This is a genomic window from Roseofilum halophilum BLCC-M91, from assembly GCF_030068445.1.
Classification (GTDB): Bacteria; Cyanobacteriota; Cyanobacteriia; order Cyanobacteriales; family Desertifilaceae; genus Roseofilum; species Roseofilum halophilum.
Window position 1 is genome coordinate 1 of sequence record NZ_JAQPOK010000116.1, and the last position, 7,174, is coordinate 7,174.

6 protein-coding genes are annotated in these 7,174 nt (G+C 45.7%); 3 read left to right on the top strand and 3 right to left on the bottom strand.

Features of this window, described 5'->3' with window-relative positions; translation table 11 throughout:
* Window positions 1-180: 180 nt before the first annotated feature.
* Both PJF56_RS15570 and PJF56_RS15575 read left to right on the top strand, forming a co-directional pair.
* Complete coding sequence (locus PJF56_RS15570) at window positions 181-753, top strand: pilus assembly FimT family protein (RefSeq protein ID WP_283763609.1); 573 nt, start codon at window positions 181-183, stop codon at window positions 751-753.
* 50 nt (window positions 754-803) lie between these two features.
* Complete coding sequence (locus PJF56_RS15575; protein ID WP_283763610.1) at window positions 804-2,684, top strand: mechanosensitive ion channel domain-containing protein; 1,881 nt, start codon at window positions 804-806, stop codon at window positions 2,682-2,684.
* A 10-nt stretch (window positions 2,685-2,694) separates the two neighbouring features.
* Here PJF56_RS15575 and PJF56_RS15580 read toward each other — a convergent pair whose 3' ends face one another.
* The 3 genes from PJF56_RS15580 to PJF56_RS15590 all read right to left on the bottom strand — a co-directional run bounded on the left by PJF56_RS15580 (window position 2,695) and on the right by PJF56_RS15590 (window position 4,652).
* On the bottom strand, window positions 2,695-3,081 hold the full coding sequence (locus tag PJF56_RS15580; protein WP_283763611.1) for a type II toxin-antitoxin system VapC family toxin: 387 nt from the start codon (window positions 3,079-3,081) through the stop codon (window positions 2,695-2,697).
* The gene (locus tag PJF56_RS15585; RefSeq protein ID WP_283763612.1) at window positions 3,078-3,338 is read right to left on the bottom strand and encodes a DUF2281 domain-containing protein; all 261 of its coding nucleotides are present in this window, start codon (window positions 3,336-3,338) and stop codon (window positions 3,078-3,080) included. Before PJF56_RS15585 ends, PJF56_RS15580 begins: the two co-directional genes overlap by 4 nt.
* Before the next feature lie 105 nt (window positions 3,339-3,443).
* Entirely contained in the window at window positions 3,444-4,652 is a 1,209-nt protein-coding gene (locus PJF56_RS15590; protein ID WP_283763613.1) for a potassium/proton antiporter, read from the bottom strand.
* Window positions 4,653-4,886: 234 nt separating this feature from the next.
* On the opposite strand from PJF56_RS15590, the gene PJF56_RS15595 reads away from it, so the two are divergent.
* Window positions 4,887-6,944, top strand: coding sequence for a DUF6077 domain-containing protein (locus PJF56_RS15595; RefSeq protein WP_283763614.1), 2,058 nt, complete (start codon window positions 4,887-4,889; stop codon window positions 6,942-6,944).
* Window positions 6,945-7,174: the final 230 nt, after the last annotated feature.

The window sequence follows — 7,174 nt, forward strand, 5'->3', positions numbered from 1 at the left end:
CCCAAATGCCTTTAGAGGCTATGGGATAGAGAGGTGCGTAGTTCACCCAAGGAGAATTAATCTCTCGAAGCCAAAATGAAGGGGATTTCTGAAATGGAATCCATGTCTTGTTTATATCTGACTATATTTTGGTTAACTATAATGTATTTATTGGGTTGCATTGATTGATGATGGGTGTGTATGTTGGAAAGTTGGCGAAAAGAAGGGGGATTTACGCTGATTGAGTTGTTGGTGGTTATTGCCCTGATCGCTATTGTTATGGCTATAAGTTTGCCCAGTTATTTGCGGTTTGTGCGGCTGCAAGAGTTGAAGTTAGCAAGGGAAGAGCTTCATCTAGCCCTTAAGGAGGCTCAGAGTAATGCTAAACGGGATAAGTTGGTGTGGCAGGTGAGTTTTCGCAATAATCCCCATCCCCAATATGCGGTTCATCAACGGTTACCGAGTGGCTCGGATTTGACGGGTTTAAATTGGCAAGATTTAAACCGCAATATCTTGATTATTGATGGAAAAAATCAGAATGAAACGACGTTTTATCAGTATACTAGGGGCGTAAATAAGGGGATCTGGCGGATGCAGTTTAATCATCACGGCCATCCGAATGGGCAGTTGGGTCGGATTACGGTGGGGTTTAAGGATAGCGATCTACAGAATAAGCGCAGACCTTTACGGTGCGTGATTGTGTCTACGTTGTTGGGAGCGATGCGAAGGTCCCACGAACAAACTAAAAAGGAGAATGGGAAATACTGTTATTAAAGTTTTGCTCTTGCCCAACTCCCTGCTGATTTTAGGGTGGAATCACGATCATGATTAAGTTTGGGTGGCGCTGGATACTGATTAGCCTGTTGGTGTGTCTGTTAACCTTGGTTGCTTACCCTAGTTGGGGACGCTCTCCGTTTAGCCCGATTGAACAATGGGCAACTGTGGAAATGGATGGGAAGGTTTTATTTGAAATTAGGGGCCTGGTGAGCTTTCCGGCTTCGGAGAGAGCAGAGTTTATTAATACCCGGCTCGAAGAATTGCTGCAAACCCATTTAAGGGCGGGTTCACCTGCTCCCCAATATTCGATCAATCCGGATAATGAGCAATCGATTTTAAGTTTTAACAATTCCTATTTGTTGACGGTGACTCCTGTGGATGTGCGGGGGGAGCGCACCACTGAATCTCAAGCGCGGCGCTATGCAACCCTGATTTTAGATGGTATTGAGACGGCCCAGTATGAGCGCACGGCTGACTATTTGCGTCAAGCGGCATTGGTGATGCTGGGGGTGCTGTTTATTGCCCTTGGGGTTCATGTAGGAGTCAATAAGGGCGTGCATTGGGGAGAGAGTCGCCTAAGAATGTTGATGGACTCTGGGAAATTGAAGTTTGGGCGCTTGCAAATTCCGGATAGATTACTGCATCGGTTAATGAAGTTGGGCCGTTTCGGGCTTTTGTTCGGGCTGTGGTGGTCGGTGGGCTATTATCTGACGGATTTGTTGCCGCTGTTGCGGCGATCGCGCTATTGGCTTTTTGATCTGATTTTGGAGAGCTTAACCGATCCGGTTTTTACCCTGAATGAGAATAGCTATTCCCTGTTGGATCTGCTGACGCTGATTGCCTTGACGGTGGGGTTATGGTTTGGGGTGCGATCGCTCACTCGCCTCTTCCGAACTCGCGTCCTGGCGTTTACGAGTAGCGATCGCGCCGTGCAAGATGTGTTAGGGGTGCTGTTGCAATCTTTGCTCATGTTTCTGGGGCTGTTGATTATTTTACAAATTTGGGGATTAGATGTTAGCTCCCTCACCATTATTGCTAGTGTACTGGGGGTAGGGATCGGGTTTGGACTACAAAACATCGCCAATAATTTGATCAGTGGCTTGATTATTACCTTCGAGCGCCATGTGCAAGCGGGGGATTTTGTGGAGGTGGCGAACTTGATGGGAACTGTGGAAAAAGTAGGCGCTCGCAGTACCCAAATTTTAACTTTGGATCAAGTTTCGATTATTGTGCCCAATTCCCGGTTTTTGGAAACGGAGGTGATTAACTGGAGCCATAGTAACCCGGTGTCGCGGTTGCGTTTGCCGGTGGGGGTTTCCTATAATTGCGACCCAGATCGGGTGCGCTCTGTGCTTTTAAATACGGCTGAGTCCCATCCGGATGTGATGGTTGAACCTGCTCCCCAGGTGTTATTTAAGGGGTTTGGGGATAGTTCTTTGGATTTTGAGCTGTTGGTGTGGATTAGGGAACCGCGTCAACAGTTTCAGCTCACAAGTGACCTCTATTTTTGCTTAGAGAAAGCGCTACGCTACTATAATTTGGAGATTCCCTATCCTCAACGGGATTTACATCTGCGATCGACCCATATAGACGAGATTCTACAGCACCTGCAAAACGGCGCAGAAAATCCCCAACCCCAGAATAATCTTTCCTTGGAGTTAACGGATACAGCATTGGAGTATCTGGTGCAGAAGATGCAAGGGGAAGAAGGGGTAGAGATTAAGGATCGATGGTATCGGGGGAATTTTTATCCGGGTGTGTTTGTGGCCGCAGAAGCGGTAGATTGGTGGATGAAGGAATTGAAGGTTAAGCAAGGGCAAGCGGTGCAGTTAGGGCAGGTGTTGTGCGATCGCCAAATCATCCATCACGCTTTTCAGGATATCCCCTTTCAGGATAGTTACGAGTTTTACCGCTTTTATAGCAGTTGAGATCTGAATGTTACCACAATCGTTGTACTGGATAGCGATCGAAGATGATATCAATACTTAAAATCGGTATTTGACTCACGAATACTTGTGCAATTAACAATCGGTCAAATGGATCGCGATGAGGGTTAGGAAGTTGTTCCAAAGCAAAAATATGAGCCAGTTCAATCGGTAAAATCTGTAAGCCGTTGACTTGTTGTTGACGATCTATGACTTCCGAAAGGGGTAAATTCAGTGTTAGCTTATTAAGCTGGATTTTGATTTGCATTTCCCAAATACTCACTAAACTGAAAAATAAAGTATTATTCGAGTCTCTCAGAATCTGGGTTGCTTGTGTTGACAACTTTTGTGGTTCTATTGCTAACCAAATTAAAACATGAGTATCGAGTAAAATGTTCATTCTTCCTCTGTCCAAAACCCATCGGGCAGAGGATCGTTAAAATCATCACTCGTCCAACCCATACCCTGATGTAAACCTAAAACTCGTTGTGGCGTGGGAGAGGATGCTGCTTCATTAGAAGTAGAACTTTCCATGGACTGAGTTTGCCTCTCCAGCAGAAACTCGGCAAAAACTAACAACATCTGTTGATTGTCTGGTCTTAGCTTCTGCAATTTTATCGATAAATCTTCTATAACACTTAGAGTTTGAGAAGTCATAATTGGCGACTTTATACTACTGTCTGTTGACAGTATAACATTTCTGCTCCGTGCGATCGCCAAATCATCCATGAGGATTCCCATTACCCATTACCGCACGTAGCGCTATAACTTCAGCCATCGCGCTGCTGGAACGAGGGTAAACCCTTGAATGGAGACAGAAATGAGGACAATAAAAAAGACGACATTAAAAATGGTGTTCGCATCTTCTAAGTTCATCGTAATCGGCACAATGGCTAAGATAATTGGCACCGATCCCCTGAGACCAACCCAAGAAATAAACAGCTTTTGCCGCAAGTGATACTTTGTCCAAGCGAGACCCATAAATACACTGAGGGGACGAGCGACGAGCATCAGAAATAAGGCAATAATAATGGCAACAGGGGCGATCGCCGGAAGTTGAGAGGGAAAAACTAATAATCCTAACACTAAAAACATGGTAATTTGCATCAACCAGGAAATCCCTTCATGAAAATCGATAATCGTTTCTTTGTAGGGAAATTCCTGATTTCCTAATACCACTCCGGCGATATAAACGGCCAAAAAACCATTACCCTGTAATAAGGTCGCCACCCCATAAGTGAGCAAGACTCGCGCAATACTGCCCACTGGATACAAGGCTTTCGTATCTAAATGGAGACGATTGGTCATCCAACTCATTAAGTTTCCTGCGCCATAACCCACTAATGTGCCGACACAAAGTTGAGTCATTAAGGCTAAAGCTAAGGTTCCTAAAGACCCCTCTTTTGCGGTGAGCATTCCCACTAAAGTCGTGGTGAGCAAGACGGCCATGGGATCGTTGCTCCCGGATTCCAATTCTAACAGGGGTTGTAAATTATCTTTTAGGTCTAATTTACTGGCTTTGAGAATTGAAAAAACGGCGGCTGCATCGGTTGAGGAAATAATCGCCCCTAATAATAATCCCTCTAGCCAAGTAATGCCATCAAATCCGAGGGAGAAGGAGGAAAAAGACCCCAAGACTAACCAAGCAAAGGTTCCCAGGCTCAATACAGTTATGCCGACACCGAAAGTTGAGAGAATTAACCCTTGTGCCAGAACGGGACGGATATGGCTCCATTGAGTGTCTAATCCTCCTGCAAATAGGATAAAGATTAAGGCAATATCGCCGATATTTTTGGCTAATTCATAATTTTCAAATTCAATACCACCGATGCCTTCCGATCCGGCTAACATGCCAATGAATAGGAAGATGAGCAATCCGGGAATCCCGAATTTTCGGGAGAGTTTACTGGACATAACGCTGGCGAGGAGGAGGATGCCAGCAGCGATAAAGATATAGTCTAGGGATAGCATTCGTAGGGTAATTTAAATCTAAGTGTTTGTATTAAGAATTAGCGATCGACTAGGTTTAGGGTATTTCCGAATCGTTCATGGAAGTCAGGAGGGGAAAAGATCGATTGATTTTTTTCATCTGCAAGGGTTTTGTCGGTTCTGTCTCTTTAAGGATTACCATATTTCCGTTTAGTTGGGGGGGCGATCGCGGTATAATCCATCCAGTTTGCCAGCATCAGCCGTTTCAGGATAGTTATGAATTTGACCGCTTTTACCCGGATGAAGGAGAGCCAAGGATGGGCAGGATTAATCGTTGAAATGTCTTGTTTATCTTGGGTTTGGCTGATTGGAGTGTGGACGCTGCTGTGTAATGCCATGGTGTTGCGTCAAGCGACATTGGAGACGTTATTGCCATTTTCGGCGATCGCCCTCATTTTAGCGGTTGCTGGTTTTTTTCTCAGTTTCCAGGCAGTGATTCCTGACTCCTTCTCCCTAGCCAAAGATAGCGCAGAACCCTCCAAACCGCAGCTCGGCAAAGATCTAGCCCTCCCTTTGGGTATAGCGGTAATCTTAGTCATTATTTATGGCATAACCGATAATTTTGTCCTCTTTTGGAGTTTAGCCACGTTCGGATTAGCTATTTCCTACTGGCAACTGATCCGCAAATCTCCAGAAAAGTTTGTCTTAAAATTACCCAAAATGGCCTCCTGGGAATGGCTGCTTGGATTAGCCGCTCTCGCCATTATTGCTACGGCGATCATACACCGCACCCATGGGGATGATGCCTTTTATCTCAACCTGATGGTAGCCGCTTTAGATCGTCCCGATCGCCCCCTAATGGTTCATGATGCGATGCATGGTGTGCCCAATGTGCCCCTGCTTTTACCGGTTTATCGGGTGCATTCTGTCGAACTTCTAGCCGCCGTAATTAGCCAAATGACTGGTATTTCCCATCTTTGGGTGCGAAATTTCTGGCAACCTCTGGCGATCGCTCCCTTAGTTATTTTTGCCTCTGCCCTCTTTTTCCGGGTAATTACGCCTCGAAACTGGTTAAGCGTCACTACCGTTACAACCTTCTTACTGATCGTTTTAACCACGGCTGCCGGGTTAGGCAATTTCTCCCTCGCTCGTCTGCAACAGGGTAAACCCCTCTTTGTTGCCATCCTGGTTCCTCTGATTATTGTCTATACTCTTCGGTATCTGACTGCACCGAGTGGTTGGAAATGGATCATTCTTACCTTCGCTAATATTGCCGCCGTGGGCTGTAGTTCTACCGCTCTCTATGCCGCTCCGTTAACGGTATTGCTTACCACTTGTGGATACTGGCATCCGACGGGAAAAGCTGCCTGGCGATCGGTATCGGTTTTAACGACTACGGCTTATCCGTTGGCGATCGCCCTCCTCTTCGTCACTCAAGTCAAAACCTCCTCCCCCAACATGAGCGATCCCAACTTTGAGGCGATCGTTAATAACGACTTTGTGCTACAACTCCACCATGGCATCGGAGGATACTTCTTTTGGGTAGCCACCTTAGCAACTTGGGCAGTTTTAAGCGATCTCAATATGCGCCGATTTCTCCTCGGCATCATCCTCGCCTTCATGCTCATCTTTATGAATCCCTTCCTGCAAGAATTTTGGGCAGTCAACCTAACCGGAGTCCCCACCTTTCGCCGCCTCTGGTGGGTAATTCCCCGCCATCTTCTCCTCGGCATCTTACTCAGTTTTCCCCTGCTTACCTATCCCTTTTCAAAACATCCAAAACCAGTAAAACTCACCTTTTATGCCTTTGTTTCCACCGCTTTAATTGTCCTCTCTACTAGCCTTTCCCCTAACCCCTACTCTCCCCAAATTGACTTCAACCGCATCCAATACCGCTTTCCTCCCCAACCCAAACTCCCCCAACAAAAACTCAATCTCATTAACCGCATCCAGGATAAAGTGCCCCCCGAAACCTATATCTTAGCCCCCGCTTCCCCCGTCGGCAAAGAAGTCGCAGGAGACGAATTAGCCCGATGGATGATTGTCCCTCGAACTCCCCTATATCCCATTGTCGTCACCGAAAGCTATCTACAAATCACCAATTTCTTCCCCGAAGCAGAAGCACAGCAGCGCCGCATTCTCTCCCAATACATCAGTGGCGTAAATCGTCCCCCCAACGCTCCCCAGGTTTTAGAATCTGCCATTTCTGAATTATCTATCAAAGCCGTTATCGTTCCCCTTACGAATCCCTGGGAACCGGAAATTAATGCCATTCTCTCCTCATTAGGCTTTCAGGTAACCATTATCGATCATTATGCCCTTTGGATTTTATAGTTCCCTGTTGGTAGTTTGTACTTTATGATTTAGTACACTTGACAATTAGTTCAATTTTTTGTATTATTTTACCAGAAGTGTTGAACGGCAACGGGATAATCATCTCTGGGCAGAGCCGCTAAGATTTTTTTGACAGACGGGGGAACTTTCACTAACATAGTTATTAGTTATTATTTTTTTCTGCTCTCTATCTTACCAGATTTGAGAGCTTTTTTCTCCATCTATTCTTA